Annotated in this window: 23 protein-coding genes; 8 read left to right on the top strand and 15 right to left on the bottom strand. The window is 64.8% G+C overall.

Annotated elements, in window-relative coordinates; translation table 11 throughout:
• Positions 1 to 3 precede the first annotated feature (3 nt).
• On the bottom strand, positions 4 to 1,092 hold the full coding sequence (locus tag ABJ196_RS07180; RefSeq protein ID WP_347305834.1) for an alpha/beta hydrolase family protein: 1,089 nt from the start codon (positions 1,090 to 1,092) through the stop codon (positions 4 to 6).
• 25 nt (positions 1,093 to 1,117) lie between these two features.
• Here ABJ196_RS07180 and ABJ196_RS07175 point away from each other — a divergent pair, with 25 nt between their 5' ends.
• Positions 1,118 to 2,446: a M20 family metallopeptidase gene (locus ABJ196_RS07175; RefSeq protein WP_347305833.1), complete on the top strand. Its 1,329-nt coding sequence runs from the start codon at positions 1,118 to 1,120 to the stop codon at positions 2,444 to 2,446.
• Here the strand turns inward: ABJ196_RS07175 and ABJ196_RS07170 are convergent.
• The 12 genes from ABJ196_RS07170 to ABJ196_RS07115 form a co-directional block, all read right to left on the bottom strand.
• Positions 2,402 to 2,767 carry a hypothetical protein gene (locus ABJ196_RS07170; protein WP_347305832.1) on the bottom strand — a complete coding sequence of 122 codons (366 nt, stop codon included), beginning with the start codon at positions 2,765 to 2,767 and terminating at the stop codon, positions 2,402 to 2,404. The two genes, ABJ196_RS07175 and ABJ196_RS07170, sit on opposite strands and share 45 nt — an antisense overlap.
• Entirely contained in the window at positions 2,745 to 4,532 is a 1,788-nt protein-coding gene (locus ABJ196_RS07165) for a BCCT family transporter (RefSeq protein ID WP_347305840.1), read from the bottom strand. Before ABJ196_RS07165 ends, ABJ196_RS07170 begins: the two co-directional genes overlap by 23 nt.
• 357 nt (positions 4,533 to 4,889) lie before the next feature.
• Entirely contained in the window at positions 4,890 to 6,479 is a 1,590-nt protein-coding gene (locus tag ABJ196_RS07160) for an FUSC family protein (RefSeq protein WP_068801997.1), read from the bottom strand.
• A 1-nt stretch (position 6,480) separates the two neighbouring features.
• Positions 6,481 to 7,764: an ABC transporter ATP-binding protein gene (locus ABJ196_RS07155; RefSeq protein ID WP_257077149.1), complete on the bottom strand. Its 1,284-nt coding sequence runs from the start codon at positions 7,762 to 7,764 to the stop codon at positions 6,481 to 6,483.
• Positions 7,764 to 8,546 carry an ABC transporter permease gene (locus ABJ196_RS07150; protein WP_347305831.1) on the bottom strand — a complete coding sequence of 261 codons (783 nt, stop codon included), beginning with the start codon at positions 8,544 to 8,546 and terminating at the stop codon, positions 7,764 to 7,766. Before ABJ196_RS07150 ends, ABJ196_RS07155 begins: the two co-directional genes overlap by 1 nt.
• Positions 8,543 to 9,448, bottom strand: a complete 906-nt coding sequence (locus tag ABJ196_RS07145; protein ID WP_347305830.1) for an ABC transporter permease — start codon at positions 9,446 to 9,448, stop codon at positions 8,543 to 8,545. The genes ABJ196_RS07150 and ABJ196_RS07145 overlap by 4 nt, the downstream gene beginning before the upstream one ends.
• Positions 9,445 to 10,878, bottom strand: a complete 1,434-nt coding sequence (locus ABJ196_RS07140; RefSeq protein ID WP_347305829.1) for an ABC transporter substrate-binding protein — start codon at positions 10,876 to 10,878, stop codon at positions 9,445 to 9,447. Before ABJ196_RS07140 ends, ABJ196_RS07145 begins: the two co-directional genes overlap by 4 nt.
• A gap of 11 nt (positions 10,879 to 10,889) precedes the next feature.
• Positions 10,890 to 11,654, bottom strand: coding sequence for a GntR family transcriptional regulator (locus ABJ196_RS07135; RefSeq protein ID WP_347305828.1), 765 nt, complete (start codon positions 11,652 to 11,654; stop codon positions 10,890 to 10,892).
• A gap of 141 nt (positions 11,655 to 11,795) precedes the next feature.
• Entirely contained in the window at positions 11,796 to 12,785 is a 990-nt protein-coding gene (locus ABJ196_RS07130; RefSeq protein WP_347305827.1) for an LLM class flavin-dependent oxidoreductase, read from the bottom strand.
• Positions 12,786 to 12,841: 56 nt separating this feature from the next.
• Positions 12,842 to 14,212, bottom strand: coding sequence for a branched-chain amino acid transport system II carrier protein (gene brnQ / locus ABJ196_RS07125; protein ID WP_347305826.1), 1,371 nt, complete (start codon positions 14,210 to 14,212; stop codon positions 12,842 to 12,844).
• 92 nt (positions 14,213 to 14,304) lie between these two features.
• Positions 14,305 to 15,381, bottom strand: coding sequence for an aminotransferase class I/II-fold pyridoxal phosphate-dependent enzyme (locus ABJ196_RS07120; protein WP_347305825.1), 1,077 nt, complete (start codon positions 15,379 to 15,381; stop codon positions 14,305 to 14,307).
• A 9-nt stretch (positions 15,382 to 15,390) separates the two neighbouring features.
• Positions 15,391 to 17,253, bottom strand: a complete 1,863-nt coding sequence (locus tag ABJ196_RS07115; protein WP_347305824.1) for an ABC transporter ATP-binding protein — start codon at positions 17,251 to 17,253, stop codon at positions 15,391 to 15,393.
• A gap of 114 nt (positions 17,254 to 17,367) precedes the next feature.
• Here ABJ196_RS07115 and ABJ196_RS07110 point away from each other — a divergent pair, with 114 nt between their 5' ends.
• Together ABJ196_RS07110 and idi are read left to right on the top strand one after the other, a co-directional pair.
• Positions 17,368 to 17,910, top strand: a complete 543-nt coding sequence (locus ABJ196_RS07110) for a hypothetical protein (protein ID WP_347305823.1) — start codon at positions 17,368 to 17,370, stop codon at positions 17,908 to 17,910.
• Complete coding sequence (idi, locus tag ABJ196_RS07105; protein ID WP_257036124.1) at positions 17,907 to 18,410, top strand: isopentenyl-diphosphate Delta-isomerase; 504 nt, start codon at positions 17,907 to 17,909, stop codon at positions 18,408 to 18,410. The genes ABJ196_RS07110 and idi overlap by 4 nt, the downstream gene beginning before the upstream one ends.
• Positions 18,411 to 18,670: 260 nt before the next feature.
• Here idi and ABJ196_RS07100 read toward each other — a convergent pair whose 3' ends face one another.
• Complete coding sequence (locus tag ABJ196_RS07100; protein ID WP_347305822.1) at positions 18,671 to 19,897, bottom strand: carboxylesterase family protein; 1,227 nt, start codon at positions 19,895 to 19,897, stop codon at positions 18,671 to 18,673.
• 25 nt (positions 19,898 to 19,922) lie between these two features.
• On the opposite strand from ABJ196_RS07100, the gene ABJ196_RS07095 reads away from it, so the two are divergent.
• The gene (locus tag ABJ196_RS07095) at positions 19,923 to 20,102 is read left to right on the top strand and encodes a hypothetical protein (RefSeq protein ID WP_066492429.1); all 180 of its coding nucleotides are present in this window, start codon (positions 19,923 to 19,925) and stop codon (positions 20,100 to 20,102) included.
• Complete coding sequence (locus ABJ196_RS07090) at positions 20,086 to 20,247, top strand: hypothetical protein (protein ID WP_168162255.1); 162 nt, start codon at positions 20,086 to 20,088, stop codon at positions 20,245 to 20,247. The genes ABJ196_RS07095 and ABJ196_RS07090 overlap by 17 nt, the downstream gene beginning before the upstream one ends.
• Here ABJ196_RS07090 and malQ read toward each other — a convergent pair.
• Positions 20,237 to 22,309, bottom strand: a complete 2,073-nt coding sequence (gene malQ / locus ABJ196_RS07085; protein ID WP_347305821.1) for a 4-alpha-glucanotransferase — start codon at positions 22,307 to 22,309, stop codon at positions 20,237 to 20,239. The genes ABJ196_RS07090 and malQ overlap by 11 nt on opposite strands.
• A gap of 76 nt (positions 22,310 to 22,385) precedes the next feature.
• On the opposite strand from malQ, the gene ABJ196_RS07080 reads away from it, so the two are divergent.
• From ABJ196_RS07080 to ABJ196_RS07070, 3 genes are all read left to right on the top strand, one after another.
• Positions 22,386 to 24,218 carry a long-chain fatty acid--CoA ligase gene (locus ABJ196_RS07080; RefSeq protein ID WP_347305820.1) on the top strand — a complete coding sequence of 611 codons (1,833 nt, stop codon included), beginning with the start codon at positions 22,386 to 22,388 and terminating at the stop codon, positions 24,216 to 24,218.
• Between the two features lie 116 nt (positions 24,219 to 24,334).
• Positions 24,335 to 25,018 carry a hypothetical protein gene (locus tag ABJ196_RS07075; protein WP_347305819.1) on the top strand — a complete coding sequence of 228 codons (684 nt, stop codon included), beginning with the start codon at positions 24,335 to 24,337 and terminating at the stop codon, positions 25,016 to 25,018.
• Positions 25,019 to 25,555: 537 nt separating this feature from the next.
• Positions 25,556 to 26,455, top strand: coding sequence for a DUF559 domain-containing protein (locus ABJ196_RS07070; protein WP_347305818.1), 900 nt, complete (start codon positions 25,556 to 25,558; stop codon positions 26,453 to 26,455).
• Positions 26,456 to 26,536: the final 81 nt, after the last annotated feature.

Below are 26,536 nucleotides of genomic sequence, written 5' to 3'. Positions count from 1 at the left end.
TGATTAGTACAGAGCAGGGCGGATAGCCGCCCACGCGGGAGCGAGCTGGCCCGAGAACATGGACCAGTTATGGACGCCACGGTCGAGATAGTTCGTGGTGTGCTCGATACCGGCGCGGGTAAGAGCAGAGTCGAGACGCTGCGTGCACTGGCGCGAGCCTGCCTCGAGCAGCGTGCCGCCAATCTGATCCGTGAGCGGCTTGCCAGCGTAGCCGCGCTGGTCGGCCTCGGTGACCTCGCCGGTTGCTGCGGAGAGGTAAATGCGCGTGCCGCGCAGGCCTTCCGGGTGCGAGGTGACGTCGTTGCGCTTCCAGTCGGACGCGTCCCACATGTTGGCGGTGCTGCCGCCGCCGTTGCCGACGGTAAGCTCCACGGTGCCGCGGCCCGTCGGGTCGAGCGTCGAGTAGCAGCCGGAGATGCCCGCGACGGCGTCGAAGAATCCCGGATTGTTATTGGCCATCATGACGGCGCCGGAGGCACCCATGGACAGGCCGATGGCGGCGCGCTTGCCGTTATTGGGGATTTCGCGGTCCACAAGCGGGGCGAGTTCCTTCGTGTAGAACGTCTCCCATTTCATGCGGCCGAGCTTGGGGTCATCGCGGCGCCAGTCCTGCCACATGGAGGAGCGACCCTGGTTGGGGATGATGACGGTGGCATCGGAGTCCGCGAAGACCTTTTGTGCGATGCCACGCTTGATCCAGCCGGAGGTCTCCGGCGAGTCGACGCCCTCGAAGAGGAAGACGACTGGGCCGGTGCCCACGAGGACGTCGGCCTCGATGACGCGGCCCATGGCCGGCGAGGCGATGTCCCAGCGCTCTTGGCGACCATCGACCTTGTGACGGGTGATGGATGCGGAGGGGATGGAGGTGATGGGGTGGGGATAGGCGGCATCGGAAGCAGCCCACAGATCGGTGAGGAGCTTGGCGTTGGGCCCCAGCGCGCCGAGGAGCGTGGTGGCGGCGTCGACGGTGACGCTGGAAGAGCCGTGGTTGGTGCTGGAGAGCTGGTGCGCCTCGGAGGAAAGGTCCTGGGCGTGGGCTGCCGGGGCGGCGAGGGTAAGGGTAGCGGCGAGCGCAAGAGAGAGAATTCGCATGCGTGTTACTTTACAATGGGCGGGCATGACTACACCCCACATTGGCCAGCAGCTCCCGCCGCTTCCGGCGCCGGGCGCGACCTTGCAGGGCGAACCTGCCGTCGATGTCCTCCGCGAAGAAGCTAAGGAATTATTGAGTAACCTGCAGGTTATTCGGCGCGACCTGCACGAAAACCCTGAGATTGGCGTTAAGCTTCCCCGCACGCAACGCCGCGTGTTGGAGGAGCTCGAAGGCCTGCCGCTGGAGGTGTCGACCGGCCTAGCTGTGACGTCTGTTGTCGCGGTGCTGCGCGGGGGTAAAAGGGGCGACCATCCGGTCTCGGTGTTGCTGCGCGCAGACATGGACGCGCTCGAGGTGGGGGAGCGCTCCGGCAGCCCCTTCGCCTCGACGAATGGCTACATGCATGCGTGCGGCCACGACCTACACACGTCGGCGCTCATTGGCGCGGCGCGCATGCTCTGCGCGCACCGCGAAGAGCTCGAGGGCGACATTATTTTCATGTTCCAACCGGGCGAGGAAGGCCCGGGCGGCGCGCAGCCGATGATTGAGGAAGGCGTGCTTGACGCGGCGGGGCGCCGTCCGATTGCGGCGTACGGTTTGCACGTCGGCCCGCAGGACTTCGGCACGTTCAACCACGCGCCGGGCCCGCTCATGGCATCCTCGTCGAACCTGCGCATCACGGTGCTGGGCAAAGGTGGCCACGGCTCGCGCCCGCACGACGCGGTGGATCCCGTGGCCGCGCTCGCGGAGATTCAGGTCGCGCTGCAGTCGGCGGTCACGCGCCGCTTCGACGCGCTCAATCCTGTGGTCATCACCGTGACCAACCTGTGGGCGGGCGACGGCGCCATCAATGCCATCCCGGAGCGCGCAGGCTGCGCGGCGACGGTGCGTGTGCTTGACGATGCCGCCATCGAGCGGGTCCGCCAAGTCATCACCGAGGTCACCACCAACGTCGCAGCGGCGCACCGCTGCTCTGTGGAGACGGAATTCGAGGTGCTGTATCCGTCCACGAAGACGAATGCCCGCGAGGACGCGTTTGCCGCGGGCGTGTGGGCCCGCCAGTTCGGGCAGGAGCGCGTGGTGCGCATGCGCACGCCCATGATGGCGAGCGAGGACTTTGGCGTGGTGCTCCAGCAGGTGCCGGGCACGTTCGCGTGGCTTGGCACTGTCGATGCCTCCGTGCCGGAGCAAAAGCGCGAGTGGAATCACTCGCCGCTCGCGCGCTTCGATGATCGCGTGCTCGGCGACCAGGCGGCGGCGCTGGCGGCGGTGGCAGTGGAGCGACTGCATGCGGCGCAGTCGCACCCGTCACCGACGATTCATGCGGCGCGCCAGGCTGCCCACCAGGTATAGGATGACCGCCGCCGCGATGAGCGCGAGGGTCTGAGGCAGCCAGTAGAGGGGGTAATACTGCGCTGCATACCCGGCTGCGGCGGGATCGTCGAAGCGACGGTAGGCAAGAACGGGAATCCACCACAGGCTGTGGAGTGCTAGGAGGACGCCGGGGATGAGCAGCCAGCGCAAGCGCCAGCCTGCGATTCCGATGAGTATGAGGCCGACGATGGCGAGCAGCGAGAACGGGCTGCCTTCGGTGAGGAAGAGATGGTCGATCTGGTGCTGCTCGGCTAGCGAATAGCCGTCAAGAACGACCTCACTGGGGATCTTTGTAGCCATCGGCCCATTCTCCTGTCTCGAAGTCGTAGTCGACGTTCTCGCCGTCTTCGTCCGTGCGCTGGTACCACTCGGTGTAGCGGTCCGCGGAGGAGTCGAACTCGGAGCCGGCGCCGCGGCCTTCCTCGGCGTGCTCGACGGAAATCTCGAAGTCGTCGCCGTGTTCCTCGATGCCGCGGACGACGGCGTTCTCGACGGCGGTGCGCGCGTAGGCGCGGCGGATAAACATCGGGTCGGAGTGCAGGTCCTTGATGAAGGCGACCATCATGACGAGCAAGACAACGCTAAACGGCAAGGCCGCGAGGATGGTGAGGTTCTGCAGTCCGGAGAGGACCTCCTCGCCGCCGGTCAGCAGCATGACGACCGCGATGCCCATCATGGACAGACCCCAGAAGACGACGACGAACTTATTGGGGGTCGGGTCGCCCTTGGAGGACATGGTGCCCATGATGACGGAGGCGGAGTCCGCCGAGGTCACGAAGAAGACCGCGAGGACGAAGAGCAGCAGGAACGGCGTGATGGTCCCCAACGGCAGGTCCTGGAACATGGCGAAGAGCACCTGTTCGTTGGATGCGGAGCCATCGAAGCCCTCGAGACCCTTCTGGTTGAAGCTAATCGCGGTGCCGCCAAAGACGGTGAATGCGAGAATGAGGATGGCCGTGGGCGCGAAGACCGTGATGAGGGTGAATTCGCGCAGGGTGCGGCCGCGGGAGATGCGGGCGACGAACATGCCCACGAACGGGGTCCACGCAATCCACCATGCCCAGTAGAACGCCGTCCAATAGGACTGGAACTCGATGGTCTCATCGCCCCAGGACAGGCCCTTGGCCATCATGGGCAAAAGCTGGTCGAGGTAGGTGATAATGCCCGCCGGGATGAGGTTGAGCAGCAGCAGCGTGGGGCCCACGATAAAGACGAAGAGGACGAAGCCGAGCGTGAGCGTGATGTTGATATTCGACAGGTAGCGCACTCCGCGCGAGACGCCGGAGACCGCGGACAGGATAAACGCACAGCCGAGGATGCCGATGATCATGAGCAGGCCCGCGTTCGCCAGCGGGTGGCCGGAGATGATGGTCACGCCCTCGCCAATTTGGATGGCGGAGAGACCCAGCGTTGCGGCGGTGCCGAAGAGGGTCGCGACGAGCGCGAGGGCATCGATAAGCTTGCCCAGCGGGCCGTCCGTGTCGCGGGAACCGAAGAGCGGCTTGAAGATGGAGGACACGAGCGGGACGCGGCCGCGGCGGTAAGACGAGTAGGCGATGGCGCCTCCCACGAGGGCATATGCCGCCCACGGGGAGATGCCCCAGTGGTAGTTGGCTTGCGCCATGGCCTGGTGAAGTGCCTCGACCGAGTTGCCGTCCACGGTGTGCGGCGGCGGGGTGAGGTAGTGCGACAGCGGCTCAGACGGGCCGTAGAAGAAGATACCGACGCCGATGCCAGCGCCGAACATCATGGCGATCCAGCTAAAGCGGCCGAACTCTGGTTCTTCGTCATCCGTACCGAGCTTGATGCGGCCCAAGCGCGAGAAGCCGATGTAGGCCATGACGAAGATCGCGAGGATCATCGTGATGTTGAGCAGCCAGCCAGCGTTCGTAATCGCCCACGAAAACGCGGCCGAGGAGACATTGGCCACGGAGTCAGGCCAGATGACACCCCACATAATGAAGGCGATGCTGAAGGCGGCCGTGGTGAAGAAGAGCGGCTTGTCGAGCCCAAAGCGGTTGCGCTGGTCATCGACGGAAATGCCCGGGACGAGGCCCGGGTGCATGTCGTGGGGATACAAGCCGACCGCGGTCTCCTTATCCGCGGGGTTGAGTGAAGAGTGGTAGGGATCCGAGGTTGTCACGGGAAATCCTTAAAGTAGACAGTGTCGCCAATTATCCCTGTGCGGCGCGAAAATTGCTACTATGTGGCTAATCTAGACCGGTAGGTGATACGCATGCATGTACCTGATTTTGACGAGGCCCTGGTGGAACTCGACGTCTTTGAGCGCGTCGAGGAACATATCCTCAACCCTGCCGTCCTGCTCGACATTTACTCCTCATAAGGTGTTGTAGCGCGCTCTTTCCGCCCGACGAGGTCGCGCTTGTCGAGTCGCACCTGGGTGAGGGCCGCGGCTACGAGGTTATCCAGACTTTTCTACTGCGCTAACGAGTTCGCGCAGCTCCGGCTCGGTGGGCCGACGGTCCGGGTGAAGCGAGCAGAAGTCGAGCAGGTGATAGCCCGCGCGGCGCAGCCGCTGGTGGCGCTCCCAGAAAAGCTCACCGTGTCCATTGGCGGCGAGCGAAAGAATGGCACGGCGCTCGGAGAGCAGCTCATACTGGAGATCGCGGCGGGTGGTGAGCGCTGCGTCCGGGGTGGTGGTGAGCAACGAGCCGAGCAGCGTGGACATCGCCTGGACGCAGCGTGCCTGAAGACGCTGTTGATCCTGGGCCGCCGCACGGGGACGCCACAGCCACAGCACGGCGAGCGCGAGCGAGACGGACAAGGCAATCTCGGCGAGACGCGCCTCAATCGCCGCGAAGTTCGAGTTGCCCATGAGCAGCGCCAGCGGCGTGGAGAATATGACGCAGATCGCGTAATTGCGCACGACGAAGGTTTCCGCCGCGTACTGGCAGGCCGCGAGCGCGAGCAACAGCGTCCACCCGGAGACGCCGAAATAGTGGAACGCCGCGAAGAGACACACGCCCAGGCACGAACCGAGCATGCGCTGCACGCCGCGAATGGTGCCGGGCACGCGGTCGGGACCCCATTGGAGGACGAGGAGCACGGAGACCGCTCCCCAGTCCGGGCGGTTGAGCCCAAGTGCGAGCCCAATGAGCACGGTGAGCAGACCGCCCACGAGGACGCGCTGCGCCGCCAAGGACGGGTGCGAATTGCGCGTCGCCGAACGGTAGAGACGGTAGCGCGCGGTCGGGTTCGTGTGCGGAATGACGGTGCGGGAAGGATCGATATCCGCGGGTTCATCCGAGAGCAGCGCCGAATCCACGTGTTGGGCGGCGACGGCGCGTTGGGCGGCAAGCGTGCGGTCCACGAGGTCGCGCTGTGCGGGCTGGAGGATGCGGCCGCCGCGGATAATGGCGGCATCGGAAAGCGCTTGCCACGCGGAGACCAACGCGGTCTGCGCCTGGTGATGGTGGGCAAGCGTGGGCTCTTCTACGAAGGCGCGCGCGGCCTGTTCGACGCCGAGGACGCGGCGCTTCTCCGGCCCATGCGCGTCGAGGGCTGCGGGCAGCATGCCAAGGATGATGCCGGTGAGCGAACCAACCGCGCACCAGAGGCCGACTTCCCAGGCAGGCACTCCGGTGATCATGGTCGAGCCGCCGCCGACCATGACGATGAAGAAACAGCCCGGCGGCGGCAGGCGCAAGGCGTTTTGTACGAAGGTGCCCAGGACGCCGAGAGCTACCGCATAGAGACCGCCAGCGAGGAGGCCGTCGACGAGCACGCCGCCTACCGATGCCCCCAAAAGCAACAGCGCCGCAGTCGCCATCACCCGCAGGCGCGTGCGGTAGGGATGACCCTCGCCGTAGATGACCGCGAACGCGCCGGCGGAGATGAGCAGGACCGCATGGTCATAGCCCAGGAGCAGTGCAATGGAGCCGGGGATGAGGATGGCGAGTGCTGCGCGCAGCGCGCCGGGCCAGCGGCGAACCTTCGAGTTGTAGGCGGTGAGTAACTGGAGGGGACTGGGTCTTTGGGGTAGCGCTTCCACGTCAGGGTAGCTTAGCCGCCGCGAGCAAACGCTGCGTATACGGGTGCTGGGGGTGCTCCCAGATCTCGTCGACAGGGCCGTGCTCGACAATCCGGCCCTCGTGGACAACGGCGACCGACGAACAGATCTCTTTGACGACGCCCAGATCGTGTGTGACGAAGACGAGCGTGAGCCCGTATTCGTCGACGAGCCGGTCGAGGAGCTCGAGGATCTGCCGGCGCACCGTGACGTCGAGGGCGGAGACCGCCTCGTCCGCGAGCAGGATATCCGGGCGGCCGACGAGGGCGCGCGCGATGGAGATGCGCTGGCGCTGGCCGCCGGAGAACTCGTGCGGGTACTTCTTCGCGTCTGAAGGTTGGAGGCCGACGTCCACGAGAGCCTGTGCCACGTCGGGACCGGCTTCCTTGATCGACCGGCCGACCCGCAGCCGCGGGTTGAGCGAGCCCCGCGGGTCCTGGAAGACCATCTGGATTTTCCCGTGGATCTCGATCGTGCCTGACGCTGGCTTGAGCAGCCCCGTGAGCATCTTCAACAAGGTTGTCTTACCGGAGCCGGAGCCGCCCACAACGGCGAGCCGCTCGCCGCGCGCCACCGTGAGATCGACGTGCTCGAGCCCATAGGGCGCGGCGGCGTGGACCTCGATAATGGGTTCGCCGGTCCTAGCCGGCGATGGGGTAATCGGCTGCGGCACGAGGCTGCGGCCATACTCGGACTCGAGTGACTCAAAGTGGCCCGCCTTGAGCAGCAGCCGGCGCGTCGTCATGCGGTCGATGACCCGCAGGTCGTGCGAGATGAAAAGTAGCGCGAAGCCACGTTCATCCGCGAGCCGCTCGATCAAAGCGAGCACGCCTGCCTGCGTCGTCGCGTCGAGCGCCGTCGTGGGCTCGTCACAGATGAGCAGTTCCGGATTCTGCGCGAGCGCCATGGCGATGAGCACGCGCTGGCGCTGTCCGCCGGAGAGCTCATGCGGATACCGCTTCGCCACAGCAGGGTCGAGGTCCACGTCCTTGAGGGACTCCGGCGTCGCGCCGGCATAGTGCAGCTGGCGCGAAATCTTCATCAACGGGTCCAACGCGGAGAGCGGCTCCTGAAAGACCATGGCGGCTTTTCCATCGAGCTCCACATCACCGGAATGCGCAACGAGCCCCATGATAGATAGCGCTGTCTGCGACTTGCCCGAACCAGACTCGCCGATGAGGCCCACTCTTTCGCCGCGGCCGACCTCGAAGGTGAGGCCGTGGAGGATCCCCGGAATCGTGAGGTTGCGTACTTCCAGAACGTTCATTAATCCTCCGGATCCAGTAGGTCGCGCAGGCCATCGCCCAGCAGGTTAAAGCCCAAGACGGTGAGCGCGATGGCCAGGCCCGGCCAGAGTGCGAGCAGCGGCTGCGTGCCGAGCATGGTCTGTGCGTCGTGGAGCATGCGGCCCCAGGAGGCGGCCGGGGGAGCGGTGCCCAGGCCCAGGTAGCTCAGGCCAGCCTCGGCGAGGATGGCGAGCGCGCAGTAGACGGAGGCCTGCACGACGATGAGGCTCACGATATTGGGAAGCACGTGGCGCACCGCGATGACCGGCTTGGATACGCCCGAAATCCGCGCGGCCGCGATGAAGTCCTGGTGCATGACCTGCAGCGTGCCTGCCCGGGCGACGCGGATAAACGACGGAATGCCTGCGATGCCGATGGCAATCATCGCCGTGAGCGTCGACGGCCCCCACACCGCGCCCGCGATAATCGCGAGCAGCAGCGCCGGGAACGCGAGGAGCAGGTCCGCGCCCCTCATGATGAGCGGGAAGCCCATGCCCGCCGCGATGCCCAGCGGCACGCCGATGACTGCCGCGATGAGCACCGCGACGATGGAAACAGACAGCGTAATCTGCGCGCCGGACATAAGGCGCGAGAGCTCGTCGCGGCCAAAGCGGTCGGTGCCGAGAAGATGCTCCGCCGACGGCGAGGCCGCAAGCTGGTTCGAGACTTGGAACGGGTCATACGGCGTCCAGACAAACGCGACCACGGTCGTGAGCACCGTGAGCGCGACGAGGATCGCGCCAATCCACCCTGTGCGACTCATGCGCGCGCTCCAATCCGGGGGTCAATAACGCGGTACACTACGTCCGTGAACAGGTTGACCGTGAGCGTAAACGCCACGAGTAGCATGACGAGCGTCTGTACCGTCGTGAGGTCGCGCACCGCGACCGCGTCAAGGAGCATGGACCCCAGCCCTGGGATGACGAAGACGGATTCGATGACTACCGCGCCGATGACCAGCGTGGTGAGCTGCAGCCCCGCGACGGTAAGCACCGGCAGCGCGGCGTTGCGCAGCCCGTGCCGCAGCAATGCCTGGCTTTCCGATGCCCCCAGCGAGCGCGCCGTGCGCATATAGTCCCGGTGGAGCTGCTCCCGCACGGCGCTGCGCACGTAGCGGGTGAGCATCGCGCCTTGGACGAGTGCCAGGGAGATGACGGGCAGGACGAGGTAGCGCGGCGAGACCGGTACGACCCAGCCGTTGGCGGGCAGCCAGCCGAGTTTTACGGCGAAGACGGCAACGAGGAGGATACCGACGAGGAAGCTCGGCACGGCGATGCCCAGCTGCGTGAGCGCTGACACGGCCGTCGAGTCGCGTCGAGCCAAGAAGATGCCGACGGGGATGGCGCCGAGGAGGGCGAGCGCCATTGCGGCGAGGATGAGGATGAGCGAGACCTGAGCGCGGTCGATGACGAGCGGCGTGATGTCCTGGCCGGAGCTCAAGGACGTGCCGAAGGCGCCGGTGAACAGTCCGGAAAGCCATTCCCAGTACTGCGTGAGTAGCGGGCGGTCCAGACCAAGCTCATGCGTTAGCGCGGCGACGGACTCTTGGTCCGCGTTGATGCCGAGGGCGACGCGTGCCGGGTTGCCGGGGACGGCGCGCATGAGAGCGAAGATGATAACGGAGGCGACGAAGAGCGTGCCGAGGTAGCGAGCGAGGATTTTCACTGGGTGATCTCCTTCAAACGAATGCCGTCCGTGACCTGGTTGGCGTCGACGCCCGTGACGCCGTGGGAGAGCACGATATTGGGCATATTCGCGACGGTGAGCGCGCCGGCGTCGTCCATGATCTGGTCGACGGCGTCGTGCATGAGCTCCGGGTCCTTGGCGTCGGCCTCGGCGAAGAGCTCGCGGGTGTGCGCGTTGTCGTAGCCCAGGTAGTAGTCCGGGCTGCCGAAGAGCGTGGTGATATCGCGCGGCTCGACGTGCGCGACGATGGACATCTGGTAGTCCTTGGCGCCCATGACTTGGCCGAGCCACAGCGCAGGAAACTCCGCGGACTCAAGCGTGACATCGAAACCGATATCCGTGAGCTGCGAGTAGAGCAGCTCGCCTAGCGTATGCGCGTAGGGCAGCGTGGGCACCGTGATGGTCAATGGGGTACCCTCCGCGCCAGCGGAGGCCATGAGTTCCTTGGCCTTCTCCGGGTCGTACGGGTAGTAGTTTTTCCCGGTAAACCATGGGTCCGCGGGGGCGACGGGGGCGCCGCCGGTGTCGGTCGCCATGCCGTCGAAGAGGATGCGGTTGGCGAGCTCGCGGTCGACACCGTAGGCGACGGCCCGGCGCACGGTCACGTCGTCGAAGGGCGCGGTCTGGTTGTTCATGGAGACGAGCACCTCGCCGTTCGTGGCACCCACCTGGACCTCGTAGTCCTCCGGCAGGTTGGCGAGAAGCTCCGGATTCTGGACGGCCCACACGATGTCGACGCTGCCGGATTGCAAAGCGTTGACGGACGAGACGATATCCGGGAAGTAGCGGATCTGGACGTCCTCGTGCGCGGACTCGCCCCAATAGTCGCGGTTGACGGCGAGGTCGACGTACTCGCCAGGGGAGAAGGCGCGCACCGTGTACGGTCCGGTGCCGATGGTCTCGCCGGACGGATGGAGCATAGCGCCGACGGTCGTGCCGAGCTTCCACAAGAAAGACTCCGAGGGCGCGTCCAGACTGATCTTTAACGTGTGCTCGTCCACGGCGCTCGCGTGCGCGGCGGCGAGCTGCTTGCCCAGGGCGTTCGTCCACTCATGCGTATGGTTAATCGCCCACGCGGCGGTCTCTGCAGAAAAAGCGTCGCCGTTGCTGAAGGTGGCTTCGCGCAGGTGGAAGGTATACTCCGTACCGTCGATGTCCCAGGACTCGGCGAGGCCCGGGTGGATGGATCCGTCGTCCGCGATGGTCACGAGAGTCTCGTAGACGTTGCCCATGAGCGCGGCCGGAATGGCGGCGCCGCCGGTCGTCGTGAAGTCGAGCGAGGTCGCCGCGGCCGTGGTGGCGAGGACCACGGCGGGGGTATCGGTCGCCTCGACGACGGCGGTGTGCCCGGCGGAACAGCCCGCGAGTGTGAACGCGAGCGCCACCGCCCCGAGAGAGGGTAGTTTCATACCCGATTAAGTTACTCGGTGGGTGATTGGAGGGTGAAGCGCAGGGGGGATCCGGAGCCGCGGATGGCGTTCATCTGCATCTGCATACGGTCAGCGGGGAAGACGTAAACGCCGTACTCGATGGGGTCGCCGTTGTGATTGTGGAGGCGATTGGTCACCTCGAAGACCGGGAAGCCCTCCTCAATGCCGAGCGTTTCCGCCTCCTCCGGAGTCGCGGGGCGGGCGCGCAGCTGACGCGAAAGATTGTCGACCTCGATGCCAGCGCGGGCGAGGACGGCATGCAGTGACGGCTCTGATTCATCGAAGTCGAGGATGTGGCGTCCCACCTCGAGCGGGAAGTATTCGTCTTGGATGAGGCGCGTCTGCCCCGCGCGTTGACGAGTGCGGTGGATATAGATGATGGGGTCGCCCTCTTTGACACCAAGGGCCTCGGCCACTTCGCGGGGCGCAGGGCGGCGGGCGAGCCAGTGAATCTTCTGCTCGAGCGTGAATCCAGCTTCCTTGTAGCGCTGCGCCGCGGAGTAGGAGGCCTCGAAAGACTCGGAGCTGAAGTTGCCCAGCACGACGGAACGGCGGCCGCGGCCCGAGGAGATGGTTCCCTCGGAACGCAGCTCGGCCATCGCCTGACGCACGGGGCCGCGCGAGGTCTGGAACTGCTCGCACAATTCCGCCTCGCTGGGAAGGACATCGCCTACACCGAGGCGACCAGAAGAAATTTCACCGCGCAGGAAGCTTGCGATCTTTTGGTACTGTTGCGGTTCGCGCCGACCAGGCATGGTGGTCTCTCCCCTGAATAGAATAGAAATGACCCACGTGGAACAGTGAAAGGTCGCCTAAATATTACATCGTGACGCATCAATGAATGAAGCCAGTCTGCATATTTTTGCGCCTATTATTCACCCAGGTGGCGTAGAGCACTACGCGAGCTCCCAGGCCTCCGCGAGGAGCTCCATGTTGTGGAGCACGCTGTCATGCGTCGTGGACTGGAGCGAAATCATGAGTTCGTCGGCGCCCACGGACTGCTGGAACTGCTCGAGGTAGTCGCGCACCTCGTCCTTGGTGCCGACGGCGGAGTACTTGAGCATCTCGAGGATCTGCTGGCCCTGGTAGGACGCCACGATCTGCTCGACCTGCTGGTCGGTGAGGTACTTCCCGCGGCCCGCGAAGGCCTTGACACGGTTAAAGCAGACCTTTTCCCATTCTTCCTGGGCGGCCTCGTCCGAATCCGCGGCCAGCACGTTGACGGCGGCGATGAGGTACGGCTCCGGGTATTGCTCGGACGGCTCGTAGTTGTCCTTGTAGTACTTCGTCGCGGCCTGGAGGTGCTGCGGTGCGAAGTGGGAGGCGAAAGCGTAGGGCAGGCCCAGCTTCGCGGCGAGCGAGGCGCCGTACATGGATGATCCCAGAACGTAGAGCGGGATGTTGGTGTTCTCGCCAGGGATGGCGCGCACACCCGGGATGATCGACTTACCGGTGAGATAGCCGTTTAATTCCTTGATGTCCTCGGGGAAGCGCTCGGCGGAGTGCGGGTCGCGGCGCAGTGCGCGGCCCAAGGTCTGCATGTCAGTGCCCGGTGCGCGGCCCAGGCCCAAGTCGATGCGGTTGGGGTGCAGCTCGGCGAGCGTGCCAAACTGCTCGGCGACGACGTAGGGGGAGTGGTTGGGCAGCATAACGCCGCCAGAACCCAGGCGGATGGACTGGGTGTTGGCGGCGATGTGTGCAATCAGCACGGCGGGGCTGGAAGAGGTGATGGTGGGCATGTTGTGGTGCTCCGTGTACCACATGCGCTTGAATCCGAACTTCTCTGCGTGCTGGGCAAGCTCCACGGAGCGGGCCATGGCCTGGCCGTAGGTTTCCCCTTCGTAGACGGTGCAGAAGTCGAGGACTGAGAGTGCGGCGCGGGTCATGGATTCTCCTTGAAAGTAAAAAGCGTACTTACTAGAAAACCCTACCTGCGTCGTGTTTATTCCGGTACGGTCACGGGCTTACCCTGCAACACGGCGGCGTCTTTGGCGCGGCCGCGGCGGGTGGCGAAGTCGAGGAGCAGGCCCACGATGAAGGCGAGGACGGTCGGCACGATCCAGCCCAGCTGAGCGTCCTGGCCCGGCGACAGTGCGAGCATGTCAGGGAAGATGCCCAGCTGGCTCAGTGCGGACCACAGGACGGACATCCACAACGCGAGGCGGTAGCCCCAGTAGAAGATGACCTGCTTCTTTACCAGCGGCTGGACCATGGTGAGTGCGATGAGCGTGATCGCCGGCGGGTAGAGGAAGACGATAAACGGCACGGCGATGGAGAGCACCGTCTCCAAGCCCTGGAACGCGAAGAGGATGGACAGCGCGGTGAAGATGATGGCCCACAAGTGGTAGGTGGTACGCGGCACGAGCTCGGAGAAGAACTCGGCGGTCGCGGTGATAAGGCCCACGGCAGTGGTCATGCAGGCGAGCAGGACGATGGCGGAGAAGACGACCTGGCCGGCGGTGCCCATGGTGGAGTTGGCGGCATCGGCAAGCAACTGCGAACCGGACTCATAGGACTGGCCGTTGGGCATGGTCTGCGCGATGTAGCCCAGGCCCAGGTAGATGGCGGCGAGGAGGACGCCCGCGATGGAGGCGGAGACGACCGTTGCCTTGATGACCGGGGCGCCGGCTTTGAAACCCTTGCCGCGCAGCGCGGAAACGATGACGATGGAGAACGCGAGGCCCGCGATGGCGTCCATCGTGTTGTAACCCTCGAACAGACCGGTGGCGAAGGCGCCGGAGGCATAGTCCTCAGTGGGTGTGCCAGGATTGCGCGGATTGGCGAAGGTGGCCAGCGCGATGAGCACGACGAGCAGCGTCACCAACGCCGGCGTGAGGAAGCGGCCCAGGGTGTCCATGATGGAGTTGGCCTTCCACGACAGCGCGAGTGCGATGAGGAAGAAGATGGCGTTGAAGATGCCGTTGGCGGCGGTGCCTTCCCAGCCCGTCATGGGCGTAATCGCCAGTTCCATGGACACCGCGCCGGTACGCGGCAGGGCGTAGAACGCGCCGATGGCCAGGTACGCCATGGCGGAGAAGACGATGCCGAAGATCCAGCCTCCGTGGTTGGCGATATCGCGCACGGAGCGACCGGTGATCGCGACGGCGACGACGGCGAGGACTGGCAGGAGCACGCCCGCGGTGAGGAAGCCCAGGATGGCGGGCCAGAAGTTGGTGCCGGAGCTAACCCCCACCATGGGCGGGAAGATGAGATTGCCCGCACCGAAGAACATGGAAAAGAGCATGAGGGAGGCGACCACGACGGTCATCGCGCCCGGTGCTGTGGGAGTTCCTGAGGAGACAGGTGAAGCCATGGAATTGGGGATCCTTTCGCGGCTTGAATACTTATCGACTACTCAACAGAGTAGCGATCCTCAGTATGGAAACACAATCCCATCATGTGAGACTACAGCGCAGTCGTGATCCTTTCGACCGCCTCACGGAGGATCTCCGGAGAGGTCGCAAAGTTGAGGCGGGCGTGCCCCGGGGCCGCGAAGGTAACGCCTTCGTTGACAGCGACCTTCGCGTGCTCGCGCAGCCATGCCGCAGGTTTCTCGCCGAGAAGGGGGAGCGTGAGCCACATGAGGTACGTCGCTGCGGGGCGCGTGGACTCGATACCGGCCTTCGCGAAGGAGTCAGCGGCGAAGTCGCGGTTCTGTTTAAGGATGGCGAGCTGCTCGTCCAGGTACGGGTCGCCGTCGCGGTAGGCGGCCTCGGCGGCGAGCACGCCGAGTGTGCCCGTGCCGTCCTTGGCCACGCCGGTGAGAGAACGCCACGTCTTCACGTCCTCTGCGTTGGCGAAGATCATCTGCGCGCACTTGAGACCCGCCACGTTAAACGCCTTGGAGGTCGCCGTCACGGTGATGACGCGGTCCGATAGGGAGGCGAGCGGGGTGTGCGTGCCTTCGTAGACAATGCCCGCGTGGATTTCGTCCGCGAGGATGCGGGCGCCGTATGTATCGGCGATATTCACCAGTCGTGTGAGCCAGTCTTTGTCAAACACGATGCCGAGCGGGTTGAATGGCGTGGACAGCACGATGGAGCCGGCGCCCTTCGCGAATGCGGCCTCGATCTCGTCGAGGTCCAGCGAGGTCTCGATCTTCTCGCGTCCGGCGGTCTCCGGCAGCTCGAGCAGCGGCGGGTAGCTGGGCACCGGCACGACGACGGGGGAGCCGGGCTTGGTGAAGTACTGGACGCCGAGCAGCATGCCACGCACGACGTCGCCGATGGTGAAGATGTAGTCCGGGTTCGGCTCCCACCCGAAGCGGCGGTTGTAGAAGCCGGCGAGTTCCTCCGGCAACGTCGACGTGCCCGGCGTGTAGCCGAAGGACTCGTTCTTCACCGCGCGCTCGATCGCCTCCATGACTGGAGGGGCGGTGGGGAAATCGGACTCCGCGATCCACAGGGGCAGGACGTCGTCTCCGTAGACGGTCCACTTGCGGGTGCCGCGGGCTTTCAGTTCTTCAAGGCTGGGAAACTGCATGCACCCAGACTACTCATCGTCCTCAGTTCCTGGCTCAATAAATCCATAGCGCTTGAGCCGCTCGCGGTCTTCCTTCGCCGAGGACTGCGTGAGCGCGAGCAGCTCTGCGTAAATGCCTCCCGATGCCGCCAACTCCGCCGGCGTACCACTCTCCACGACCCGCCCGTGGTCGAGCGTGATGATGGTATCCACGTCTGCGATGGTGGACAGGCGGTGGGCGATAATGAGCGTCGTGCGGTCCTTCATGAGCTCGTCGAGGCCTGCCTGGACGACGCGCTCGGACTTGGTATCGAGCGCCGAGGTGGCCTCGTCGAGGACCAGGATGGGCGCGTCCTTGAGCATGGCGCGTGCCACGGAGACGCGTTGCTTCTGCCCGCCGGAGAGCTTGAGGCCGCGCTCGCCGATGACCGTGTCGTAGCCGTCGGGGAAGGCCATGATGAAGTCGTGCGCGTTGGCGCGCTTGGCCACTTCGAGGATTTCTTCCTCGGTTGCGTCCGGCTTGCCGTACGCGATGTTCTCGCGGATCGTGCCGGAGAAGAGGTACGGCTCCTGGAAGACGACGCCCACGGACGCGCGGATCTCCGCCGCGGTGAGATCGCGCACGTCGTGGCCCAGTATGTGCATGGAGCCCGAGTTGGGGCGGTAGAGGCCCAGCAGCAGGTTGACCAGCGTGGACTTGCCGCCGCCGGACTCGCCCACGAGCGCGACCTTGTGGCCCTCCGGCGCGGTAAACGTGATGTCCGCGACGACGGGTTTGCCTTCCTCGTATTCGAAGCCCACGTGCTGGAAGTCGAAGACGGGCGCGCCGGGGGTGACGTCCAGCGGTTCTGCCGGATCCAGGTCCAAGGTCGGTTCGTCCGAGGCAGTGATCGCCGTGACGAGCGACGCATTCGCCGTGGGCTCGAGGTCTTCCTCCATGACCTTGTAGTAGTCCGCCGAGCCCGCGATGGCGCGCTGGCCCGAGTCCACGATCCACGAGAGCATGGTCACCGGCTGCTTGGCCATGGTCACCAGCTGCATGAGCATGACCATGTCACCCAGCGTGAAGTCACCGCTGAGCGTGCGCCAGAAGATGACGCAGTGAATGCCAAAGAACGCCGCGGCCATCGCGAGCTGACGCGCGGTATCCATGGAGTGCCACCAATTCGACTGCGGCTTCGTCGTATCCACGATCCCGCGGTAGTGGTGTGCAAAGGACGCGAGCTCGCGCGTCTCCGCCACGAAGGACTTGGTCACCTTCACCTGGCCGATGACCTCGGAGAAACGTCCGTTGGCCACGTCGATGTGCTCGTTTTTAACCTTTTCGAACTTCTGCCAGCGCTGGGAGGTGAGCGCCGTGAGCCAGAAATACAGCGGGAACAAGATAAGCAGCAGGAGGGTAAGCGGCCAGTAGTAGAACGCCGTGATGACGAGCACCGCGACTATCTGCAGGATCATCGAGAAGAAGTTATTGCTAAACGACTGCAGGAACTGCGAGATGTTCATGATCGAGCGGTCGAGCCGCGCGATGATCGTGCCTGTTACCTGGTTGTCGTAATAGCCCTGCGGCAGCGCGAGCAACTTCGCGAAGTAGCGCGTGGAGAGCACCTGGCGCAGCCGCGCGACCATGACATCGCCAAAGTACCCGCCGATATTGGCGATGATGCCTCTGGCGGCATCGGCAGCAAATAAAGCAACCGCAAGCCAGAGCACGGTGCGCAGCGCGCCCGTGGACTCGCCGCCCACGGCGTCGACAATCGTGTTAGTCGCCTCGCGGATAATGAACGGCGAAATAAGCGTCAGCACCGCGCCGGCCACGGCGGTGAGGAAGATTGCAAGATAATACGGCCACAGCGCAGCGGCGCCGCGCACGATACGAAGGAGAGGTTTCATCAACCGGCTACTATGCCACCGCACGCGCGCGGTTGCACCTTGCCGTTACCTAAGATGGCCGGCACGTCGGTTAAGATAGAAGCACACTCATCGATATTCCGGAAGGTTCCTCCATTGCGTAAGCTCACCGTGGCAATTCTTGTGCCCGCCGCGTGCCTCCTCGCCTCGTGCAGCATCCTCGAACCAGGCGAGACCGGACTCAACCCAGGCGACGACATCTCCGTGACCACCTCGGAGACCCCCGCCTACCAGCCGCAGGACGTGAAGAACAAAGAGGTCAACTCGGACCTCGGCGCCGCCGTCCACGATGACGGCATGAACGTCGACTGGCAGCTCCAGGGCGTCTACTCCGACACCGTCCAGGGGAGCGTGCTCACCATGCTGCTCAAGAACCTCAACGACCAGCCCCTGCCCGTCGACGCCGTGACCGACCCCGTCCTCGAGGTCGCCGACGGCAACGGCGGTTGGACCCGAGTCGAACTCCTCCCGTACGACCCGGAGGCCAACGCGGACGTCCTCGCGCCGGGCCTCGACATGCCGCTGGGCGCGCATTCCGCGACGAACCTTCAGTACCGCTTCGACGCCGCCACCGGCACCCTGTGGAACGCCCGCCTCACGATGGGCAACGTGACGTGGACGGGAAACCTGAACCTATGACGGAACTCGTAGTCCTCTGCGACGACGCAGGCAACCCCACCGGCACCGCCCCTAAGGAAACGGTCCACACCGCCGAGACTCCCTTGCACCTCGCGTTTTCCTGCTGGGTCTTCCGCGGCGACGACGTGCTCCTTACCCGCCGCGCGCTCACGAAGAAGACGTGGCCCGGCGTGTGGACCAACACCTTCTGCGGCCACCCCGGCCCCGGCGAGGCCACCGTCGACGCTGTCCACCGCCGTGCCGCCTTCGAGCTCGGCGCCCAGCTTTCCGGTGCTGCCCTTGCCCTACCCGATTTCCGTTACCGCGCCGTTGATTCCTCAGGTGTCGTAGAAAACGAGATTTGTCCCGTCTACACCGCGCGGGTCGCGGGCACTATCGACCCCAACCCGGAGGAAATCGACTCGTGCGCGTGGGTTCCCCTCGACGACGTGCGCCGCGCCGTCGCCGCGACCCCCTTCGCGTTCAGTCCGTGGATGGTGGAGGAGCTCGCGCTCCTCTAATTCACCTGCGACCACAAAGGCCATATCCCGTTGGCCATATTCCCTGGTCGGCCATTTCGCCTCGTTGTGGGCGACCTGCGGTTATGGCCATCGTGACATGGCCTTCTTGGTTTTAGTCCTCCTGGAACGCCTACAGAACCTGGAAGTTTCTCGCCCTCGCCACAAAGGCCATATCCCGTTGGCCATATTCCCTGGTCGGCCATTTCGCCTCGTTGTGGGCGACCTGCGGTTATGGCCATCGTGACATGGCCTTCTTGGTTTTAGTCCTCCTGGAACGCCTGTCCCACGTAGTCGAGTGCACCGTACGTGGTGGTCGCCTCGCCGGTGTCGAGGTTGAAGCGCCACACGGCGTGCTCGGGGTGGTACGGCTCGAAGCCCGGCTCGCCGGTGCGTGCGAGACGCTGGAGCCAGCCGGTGAGTGGGGACTCGGTGACGCCGAAGAGCGGGCGCAGCTCGTGGCAGTGCAGGGCGTTGCCGTCACGGACGAATTCGACCATCCACGTGTTCTCGTTGTGGCCCACGAGTTCGACCCAGCGGCGGATGCAGCCGTCGCCGATGAGCCGACCCACAATGTCCTTCGTGCCCGCGAGGTCTGCCCACGTGCTGAAGCGCTCGCGCCGCATGCCGAACTTTGGCGCAAGATACCAGCCAATCGCCTTGGAAAACGGTGCGCGGTCGAAACGCTCGCCGAGGTTGGCGAACTCTTCGCGCGTGGAACCGAGCACGATGGGAATGTCTGCGAGCTGCGTCGGGTCGAGCGGGTAGGGGCCGAGCGCCATGTCGAAGCCGAACTTCTTGCGAAACTTCGCGTAGCCAGCCGCGAGTTGTTCGTCGGTGAGTTTGTCCAGGCCCGCGCGCGTAATGGGCACCTTGAGGATCTGCCGCAGGGTGGCCTTGCGTGCCTCGAAGGGCTCGCGTGGGTAGCACGGCGAGAGCGCGACGAGACGACGGAACGCGCCGCGGTAGTGGTCCCGGCGCGCGAGCCACAGGCCGATGGTCGCGCCCGCTGATTGACCGACGAGCGTGACATTCGTGGGGTCGCCGCCGAAGGCCTCGATATTGCGCTGGATCCACTCGAGGCCCAGCTGCGCGTCGTCGATGGCGCGGTAGCGGAAGTACTCGTCCTCGGGGAACTTCGCGAGTCCGGCCAGACCCACGCGGTAGCCGAGCTGCACCTCGACGATGCCAGCCCGTGCATTCGCGCTGCCCTCGGCCCGCGGATCTTCGTGGGTGCCCGACTCGAAGCGTCCGCCGTGGATATAGACGATGACGGGGGCGTCGCGGGCGTCCTCCGGTGTGGTGATGGTGAGCGCCACTGCGTCCGGCTGCGGCTCGCGCGCGTCGACGATGCCCTGGTCACCTAGCTTTTCCGCGTCCGCGAAGCGACTCGGGATATGCGAGTAGGGGATGGAGTGGAAGGAGCGGACTCCGCCTTCCGCGGTGCCGCGGAACGTGCCGCTGGGGGCCTCAATGCTCAACTCGTGCATGCCCTAAAGACTACAATTGCTCCCCATGGAATGGTTGCGCGAGGTCCTGGACGCCTTCTCCCAGTGGATGGTGGAGGCGCCCATCGCGGTGCAGATGCTCATCCTCACGGTCACGGTGGTGCCCGCCTTCGTCGCTGTGGCGTGGGTGCTCATGTTCTGCATTGACCGGGTGGCTAGAATAAAGCACCATGTCGACGCCGAATAACAATGATCCGCGCGAGGGCCTGTGGGACCCGGAGCGCCGCCCGGTCAAGCGCAAGCGCGCGCTGCCTAAGTCCCGCGTCGCGCCCACCCTGCTGGCGATGTTCGCTTTGATTTTCATCGCCGCCGTGCTCGGCTTTATCTTCTAGACGCCTCCGCGACCTGCTGGAAGAGCTCGAGGCCCGCGAGGTCCTCGATAAGCACCGGCGTGCCGTCCGGATCCGTAAGCGGCATGCACCAGTTGGGGTAGGTCTCGTGCGTCGTGCCCGGCATATTCTGCGCGCGGCGGTCACCCACCATGTCCACGAGGTTCGTGCACGTGAGCGCCGACGGCGTGCCCGCCATAAACTTGTGCAGCGCCACGAGTTGCTCGCGCTCGGTCTTAGCACCCGGCGCGGCGACGGCAAGGACGCGGTCCATCCACTCGCGCTCGCCAGCGAGCTCCTCGTCCGCCGGACGCGTGAGCAGGCCCAGGCGGGCGCGCAGCGTGATGTGCTCGCCAGCCAAGTATGCGAGCGTAGGCGGCAGATCGTGCGTGCCCACCGAACCGAGCGCCAGCGCGCGGTAGTCCTGCTGCGCCAGCGCGCTGACATTGTCCGAGGCGTGCTCGAACCACACGATGGACGTGCCCATGACACCGCGCGACGCGAGCGCGTCCAAGACCCACGGCTCGAGGGTGCCCAGGTCCTCGCCAATAAGCACCGCGCCGGCGCGCTCGGCCTCGAGCGTGAGCACGCCGAGCATCGCCTCCCAGTCATAGGCGACATACGCGCCCATCGTCGGCGGCTGCATGCGTGGAATCCAGTACAGACGGAATAGGCCGAGCACATGGTCAACGCGCACACCGCCGGCGTTGCGCAGCACCGTGGCCATCATGTCGCGCCACGGCTTGTAGCCTGCCTCCGCCAAACGGACAGGGTGCCACGGCGGCTGGGACCAGTCCTGGCCCATCTGGTTGTACTCGTCCGGCGGAGCGCCTACCGATGCCGCCGGCGCCAGGTAGTCCGCCAAACTCACCGCCTCCGCGCCGCCCGGGTGAATGCCCACCGCGAGGTCGGTGACGAGGCCGATGCCCATGCCCGCATCGATCGCCTTCTGTTGCGCCGCGGCGAGCTGCTCGTCGCAGAGGAACTGCAGCCACGCATAGAAATCCGTGAGCTCGGTGAGGTCTTCCGTCATCGCGTGGCGGCGGCCCGTGTCGCGCGCCAGGTGCTGCTCCGCGCACCATACGGCGAAGTCGCGCAGCGCCTGGCCCTCGCGGGCCTGGTACTCGCCGAAGGCCGCCGCGCGCTCGTCGCTGAGCGGGTACGCAAACATCGCATGGAGGGCCTGGAGCTTGGCCTCGAAGATGTCGTTGCGCACGATTTCCTCAGCCGACTGGTTGCGGGCGCGGAATTCCTCGGCGAGCTCGGCGACATCGGAAAGCTCGGCGGGGGAGAGGTGGTTAAGCTCCGGGACGTCCTCGACGCGCAGGTAGATGGGGTTGACGTAGCGGCGCGAGGTGGGCAGGTACGGGGAGTCCTCGACCGGCGGGAAGGGCTCGGCGGCGTGGAGCGGGTTGATAAGAAGGAAGTCCGCCCCGGCGTCGTGGGCGAGGGTCTGGGCGAGCTCGCCCAGATCGTGGAAATCGCCCATGCCCCAGGACTCGGCGGAGCGCACCGAGTAGAGCTGCGCCATGACGCCGCTGGCCGGGTGCTCGAGGTACTGGTCCACGGTGGACAGGCGGGTGGGGGTCACGATGAGCGGGCACGTGGCAGTGATTCCATCGGAGACGAGTTCAATGACGTGGTAGCCCAGCGGCAGGTCGCCCGGGACGTGGAAGGTGGCCTCGCCCCACATCTGGCCCGCGACGTCGGCATCCGGCTGCATGTTCTCGTCCTGGTAGACCTCGCGCGTGCCGCCGTCTTCTAGTCGAATCTCGACGCGGGCTTCTTTGCCTGCGTGGACGTGCACGTCGAAGCGTTTCTCGTGCCCCGACGTCGTCACCACACACGCGGGCAGCGGCCGTGACATACGGGTCTGGTACTCCTCGAAGAGCAGGCGCGTGAGCTCTTCATCGGAAGGGTCGGAGCTCACGTTCACGCCGAGCGCGGTGAGGGTATAGAGAATAGACGAGGTTGGGGTGACGATGTGCTGGCCGCCCGCGGAGGTATACCCGGTGGCGACGCCGTACCGTCCGGCGAGTTCGCTTAGCAGCTCATAATTAATCACGAACCCGATTGTGCCATCTTGAAGCGTTGCTAGAGTGGTGAATAGCAATTTTATCGCGCCACAAGGAGTTTCGCCCATGACCCTGCAGGAAGCCACCACGCCCGCCCCGTTTACCATCGAGCCGGGCGAGACGTGTCTCACCGCCATGATGGACACCGCCAAGGCGCGCCCGCACGGCGTCATGTTTACCCGCCCGGCCAACTACGAGTGGGTCAACGTCACCGCGAAGGAATTCGTGGACGAGGTCTTCGAGGTGGCCAAGGGCCTTATTGCGTCGGGTGTTGAGCACGGCGACCGCGTGGTTCTGCTGTCGAATACCCGCTACGAGTGGTCGCTGCTCGACTTTGCCATCTGGGCCGCGGGTGCCGTGAGCGTGCCGATTTACCCGTCCTCCTCGCTGTCCCAGATTCAGTGGATCGTCGAAGACTCCGGTGCCGTGCTCGCCATTACCGAGACCCGTGACCACTCCGAGCTCATGCGCCACCTCGTCCTCGGCGAGGACGGCCAGCCGGGTATCAAGGGCTCGCCCTCACAGCTGCGCCGCATGCTCGAAATCAACTCCTCGGCCGTCGCCACCCTCAAGTTCGAGGGCCGCGAGGTCTCCGATGACCAGGTCTGGGAGCGCATTCACGCGACGAAGACGGAGGACCTCGCTTCGCTCGTCTACACCTCCGGTACCACCGGCCGCCCCAAGGGCTGCATCATCACCCACCGTAACTGGTTGGCGGAGGCCCGCGGCCTGCTCACCAACCCCATCGGCGCCATCGCCGTCCCGGGTTCTCACGTGCTCACGTTCCTGCCGCTGGCCCACGTGCTCGCCCGTGCGGTCTCGCTTGCCGTGGCTATCGGCGGCGCCTCGCAGAACCACTGGTCTGACTTCTCGACCATCACGATTGAGTTCGCCCGCTCGCGCCCGAACCTCATCCTCGGTGTCCCGCGCGTCTTCGAGAAGGTCCGCAACGCCGCTGCTGCGAAGGCCTCTGCGAACCCGGCTCAGGCGGCCATCTTTGCCAGCGCTGAGACCACTGCCATCGAATACTCCAAGGCGCTCGACCTGCCGGAGGGACCGTCCCGCCTGCTCAAGGCCCGCCACGCCATCTTTGACAAGCTCGTCTACTCCAAGGTCCGCGCGGCCATGGGCGGCGACGTCAAGTACGCGATTACCGGTGGCTCCGCCATGAGTCCGGACCTCCTCCACTGGTACCGAGGCCTGGGCGTGCCGGTCTATGAAGGCTATGGCCTCACCGAGGTCGCCGCGGCCGCCGCCGTCGACTTCGTGGACCAGACCATCGGCACCGTCGGCCCGCCGCTCGAGGGCGTGTCCATCAAGATCAATGACGAAGGTGAAATCCTCATCAAGGGTGACATCGTCTTTGACGGCTACTGGAACAACCCGGAGGCCACCGCCGAGTCCATCCAGGACGGCTGGTACAACACGGGCGACCTCGGCGAAATCAACGACGAAGGCAAGGTCATCATCACCGGCCGCAAGAAGGACCTCATCGTCACCGCCGGCGGCAAGAACGTCTCGCCGGGCCCCATGGAGGACCAGCTGCGCTCCCACCCGCTTATCTCCCAGGCGATGGTGGTGGGCGACGGCAAGCCATTCATCGGCCTGCTTGTCACCCTCGACGACGACGCCCTGGCTCGCTGGCGCCTGGCCCACAACATCCCGGAGGGCCGTTCCATGAAGGAGCTTGCTACCGATGCCACCCTCCGCGCCGAGATCCAAGACGCCATCAACCAGGTCAATTCCACGGTCTCTCATGCCGAGGGCATTAAGAAGTTCTTCATCCTCGAAACCGACCTCACGGAGGAGGAGAACGAGCTCACCCCGACGATGAAGGTCAAGCGCAACGTCGTGGCCCAACGCTACGCAGATGCCATCGACCACATTTATCAGCGTTAGATTTCCTGTGAAATCCATCGGAGTGTCGCACAGTTAATCCGCGCGGCACCCGATAGAGTTTCACCCGTTGAGCAAAACCCTCAACCTTTACTAGAGGTCTTGAAAGGAGTGCGCGGGTGCACAAAATCGCCGCTGAGCTGCGTCACCGCGAGCTCACCCAAGAGCTCTACAACATCGGCGACGAGGTCGTCGAATACATCGAGCACCTCATCGAGGCCATCGAAGACTGGGACGATGAACTCACCCTCGACTGCCTGGCCGAGCTCCACGACATCGTGGGCGACGCCCGCCGCGACTCCGGCCGCGTCGTAGGCGAACTCATCGGCCTGCGCCACGCGCTCGTCTCGGGCGTACGCGCCGGCACCATCTCTGCAGCCGTCACTGGTGACTTCGAGATCGAAGCCCCACGCGACGTCACGGCCCGCACGCTCACGCTCAAGTTCCCGCTCGAAGGGCCCCAGGTTATCTCCGAGATGGCCCACGCCCTCCAAGGCCGCACGTTCCTCGTCACGGACTACCTGCGCGACATGGTCGAGTATGTCCTTGAGCAAACCGATGCCGTCGCCCGCAACCTCGACATGGTCTCGCTCCCGCAGCTCTACCGCCGCTCCGGCGAGTCCGTCGCCACCGCGGTCGAGGGCTGGCTCCACACCGTGGTCCACGCCCAGCCTGCCTATGCCCGCGCCATGCGTGGCCACAACCCGCCGCCGTTCCTTGAGGAACGCGCCCGCGTCAACGCCATCGTGGCCAAGGTTGCCGCGAAGCGTGCCGCAGCCCGTAAGAAGGGCCAGACGGCTTAAACCCCCACATTCTTCGACTCCTCGCAGCACTCCCTCTTCTGCTGCGGGGAGTCGAGCCTTATGTGGAGCAGTGCATTGAGGACCCGTCCCACGGCCCCTACACTTGGCAGTGACATGAAAGCGCGCCGCCGGATTGTTTTCCCGATACAGGCGAAAGCTTCAGGCCCGCGAAGACTCTGAGGCTTTCGGTGAGACTAGCTCGACAGTCACGTGGTCACCTGCTCAATCGCATCGCGCAGGTAGTCGGCTGCCAGCGTCCCGAGGGCCTTGGTTGCGATTGCCCCAACAAACGCTGCTAGGGCCTTCTTCTTATTCGTGCCGCGCTCAGGCGGCCGATCTTCGTCAGGTACGTGGTGGTGCGAAGAAAACAACGGCACCGGCCCCCATGTAGGGCGGTGGAGACCCCGGGCGAATTCGGTTAACAGCACCGTCAAAAGGGGAGTGCTTACGCACTCGCGAGCCATAATACAAAAAGAACCGGCCGCGGGTTCGAGTTCTATGCGGAACCTTTCGCCGCGTGCTGCGGTCTAAAGCGGTATGAACCTTCACGAAGTACTCATCCGAATCCCCGGAGATCCGAAAGCCTCGAGACCCCTTATCGACGGAATCTCTGACGGTTCCTACCTGCGTCTCGGCAATGCTCACACCGTGGCGCGTGGCACGTGGTTGGAGATGCCCGCCTATCAACAGCACCATCTCCGCACGCTGGCCATAGGTCGTGAGCTGCGCGGCGGCGTGCTCGCGGGGCGTTCCGCTGCGCGGGTCCATGGACTATGGGTAATCGCGGCAAAGGAAGAGCGCGTCCATGTTGTGTTACCTTCCGGTGGCCGGCGTCCGCGTGGTGCATGGGGACCTCACACTCTTTATCTCAAACGACGAGTTTTCCCCGAAGAAATCGTTGAGATCCACGGCGTCCGCGTGACAACGGCTCCGCGTACCTGCGTTGATATTGCGTGCTGGGAGGGCTTCGCGGCCGGTCTCGCTGCGATGGATTGCTTTTTGAGCAACGGCGGCCATCCTACTGCATTGCAGAAAGCCATTGCGCGTGCAGCACGACGCAAAGGAATTGCACATGCCCGTCGGGCTTTCGCCGCTGCGCGTAACGACACCGAGTCGCCTTACGAGTCTTATTTCCGTGCGCTGCTCCTCGACAATCCGATTGCCGGCCTAGCGAGCTGGCGCGAACAAGTCTCGCTCTATGGCTATCGTGTCGACTTCCTCATGCCTGGCGGGCTCGTCGTCGAAATCGATGGCGACAGCAAATACGGTGAGCGCCCAGAGTCGGTCATTGTCGCGGAGCGCAAACGGGAGAAAGAACTCACCAACCGTGGCCACCGAGTGCTGCGTTTTACTCCGCGGCAGTTGCTTACGAAGCCGCAGCAGTGCCTCGCCCTACTGGAGCAGGCTCTCAGCGAGGTGAACGCAAAACAGAAGTAAACCAGAAGAAGTAAACTTTTCGATCAATTTTTCGAGTGGTTCACTTCTTCTGGTTTACTTTTGAGGTCTCCGGCACGTGTG

It is taken from the genome of Corynebacterium sp. SA-MJD20WY100 (assembly GCF_039822565.1).
Lineage (GTDB): Bacteria > Actinomycetota > Actinomycetes > Mycobacteriales > Mycobacteriaceae > Corynebacterium > Corynebacterium phoceense_A.
The sequence above is the reverse complement of the archived record's forward strand: the minus strand, read 5'-3'. Positions and strand labels throughout refer to the sequence as shown.